This window comes from Azospirillum sp. B4 (genome assembly GCF_000333275.1).
Taxonomy (GTDB): domain Bacteria; phylum Pseudomonadota; class Alphaproteobacteria; order Azospirillales; family Azospirillaceae; genus Nitrospirillum.
In genome coordinates, this window is record NZ_BACU01000310.1 from 1 (window position 1) to 2,046 (window position 2,046).

Genomic DNA, 2,046 nt, shown 5'->3' on the forward strand with positions numbered 1-2,046 from the left:
GGGCCTGCCCCAGGCCCCGGGCAGAAGGAGAGGCCTGGCGGGCGCCGCCGGCGGAGCCCGGGCCCGAGCCACGGCAGGGGAGTTTTTTCAGGTGAATACGTAGTCAGCTATTAACTAATTGTTTGTATGTATGGTTCCCCGAACGACAACCAATTTAGATTTATAAAAATCAAAGGATTAACAATGGCAGATGAACAAGCCAAATCCGCGATAAATGGTGTTGAATCTTCTACATGGAATTTAATCGCAAAAAAGCTTAACGGACCATCACGAATCTGTTGTGAGCCAGAGATTAGTTTATTGTCAAAAGACGTAATTAGAAAAAATGTATCCTACATAAAGAGAAAAATAAGGGAATATGGGTACAATGGAAAGAAGATAGAGTATATTGAAATGAACGTCAGGGGGTGTAATGGTTACACATTCTACTGTGTCGATAAAATAACAGAAATTGATGCTAAGGAAATTCTTAGAACTGAAATTGTAAGGGCCAGATTTGATCAGCCTTGATGAAATTCGCGTTATTTTTTCCTTGGTTTGGGAGAGTGTCGTTGCCTGCGGTGTTGAAGGATAGGTTATGAACTACCCCCACCACATGCTGCACCGTCGTGGCCAACCCAAGGACATTATGCTTCGGGTCGTAGAGGTGAAGACGGGGAGTGTTCACCTGGTCTGCCGTTCCTGCGGGCATGACGAGGGGTGGGTCATGGGATTGACCGTCACAGAGCGGGGCCGCCAGCCCTGCCCGCACTGCAATCCGACTTTGGGGCGGGGGGCCCCAGGACCAAGGCCGGTGGCGGGCAGATCGTGATGCGGGCCTCAATACCCGACGGGCTTGACGCCATCCGGCATGAGTTGGCCACTGTGGTCCGGCTCATCGCCAGCACCGCCAGATGGGTCCATCCCGACGCCTTCAGGGCCATGCCTGTCTGGTACCCCGAACATGCCCGCGGGCGGACGAGCTACAAGGCGGACTGGGCCTCCGTCTACACCAACACCAGCAGGCAGACGGGCCAAACGCAAGACAAGGTGGAAGCCAACATCCAGGCGCGCAAGGCGCTCCTGGGAGCGCTGGGCCTACGGAATGGAATGCCCAAGCACTGGACCGTCTGTCACATCTGGGGTGTGGATGACCCGGGCTTCCAGGCCCCGAATACGGTGATCACGGATCCGAGGTTTTACAGCTGCACCGCCAACATGGTGTTGCTGCCCACGCCGCTGAAGGCCTTCTCCGACAGCGTGCCCGAGGTGAAGACCATGCTGCGGGTATGCGCTTTCCACCTCTACGGCTGGGTCTGCCAGCATCCTCACGTGGAGGAGCAGGCCTGTCAGGTGGCGTCGAGACAGCTGCCGGAGGGTTACCCCCACGATTGGCCTGGCCCTGACCGGGCTGTCCTTCCACCAGGCACGGCGCCCTTCAGCATCGAGGTCAAACGGGCGATCGCCCGACGGAAGGCTTCGTTGAGGGCTAGCCTGGAGTCACCCGGAGCGAACTATCCGGCAGTGGAAGTCAGGCAAACCCTCGTTTACTGGAATATCGAGCTGTGAGCCTGTTCCCGCCATATGGCGGCCGTCTGGCTGCTCATCGCGATGCCGATCTTTAGCCGGCTAAATAAGCCGTCGGACGACGGGTCAACGGAAGCGGCTGTTGAGGATCAAGGCAAGGCGAACGCCGGCCCGCTCCAGCTGCTGCCGGATGATGGGCCAGGCCTTGGCCTCATAGGCCCCGTCCGCGTCGATACCGGCCGGTGGAATGCCGGCATATCCAACCTGGACGCCCAGGACGTGGCCTTCGGTCGCCCACTGCTCCGGTGAGCCGGCTTGCCACTGGGTGGCCAAGGCCGGCGTGATGTCCTGGGCCAGGCGCTGCGCTGCCTGACCCGCGGCGGGATCGGCGCTGAAGTTGGGACCTTCGTGTAGGCCGAGCTCGCGGTTGAGCATTCCGTCGTCCCAGATCGAATGCAGCTTCACCTGGCCATGGCCATTGAAGGTCACAAGTATGGTGCCGCCCCCCCGGTCGTGGTGTCGGGACGGCAGGGCTGTGCA

Annotated in this window: 3 protein-coding genes; 2 read left to right on the forward strand and 1 reads right to left on the reverse strand. The window is 58.7% G+C overall.

Going from position 1 to position 2,046, the window contains the following annotated elements:
• The first annotated feature begins 183 nt into the window (after positions 1-183).
• Positions 184-510 carry a hypothetical protein gene (locus tag I55_RS35920; RefSeq protein WP_148293722.1) on the forward strand — a complete coding sequence of 109 codons (327 nt, stop codon included), beginning with the start codon at positions 184-186 and terminating at the stop codon, positions 508-510.
• 354 nt (positions 511-864) lie between these two features.
• The gene (locus tag I55_RS13935; protein WP_252181139.1) at positions 865-1,548 is read left to right on the forward strand and encodes a hypothetical protein; all 684 of its coding nucleotides are present in this window, start codon (positions 865-867) and stop codon (positions 1,546-1,548) included.
• Between the two features lie 84 nt (positions 1,549-1,632).
• Here I55_RS13935 and I55_RS13940 read toward each other — a convergent pair.
• Positions 1,633-2,046 (reverse strand): S1/P1 nuclease (locus I55_RS13940; RefSeq protein WP_215490497.1); only part of this gene is annotated, 414 nt, incomplete at its 5' end.

Excerpts from the sequence above, each read along its gene's own strand:
- I55_RS35920 (WP_148293722.1), top strand. The coding sequence starts at position 184 with ATGGCAGATGAACAAGCCAAATCCGCGATAAATGGTGTTGAATCTTCT.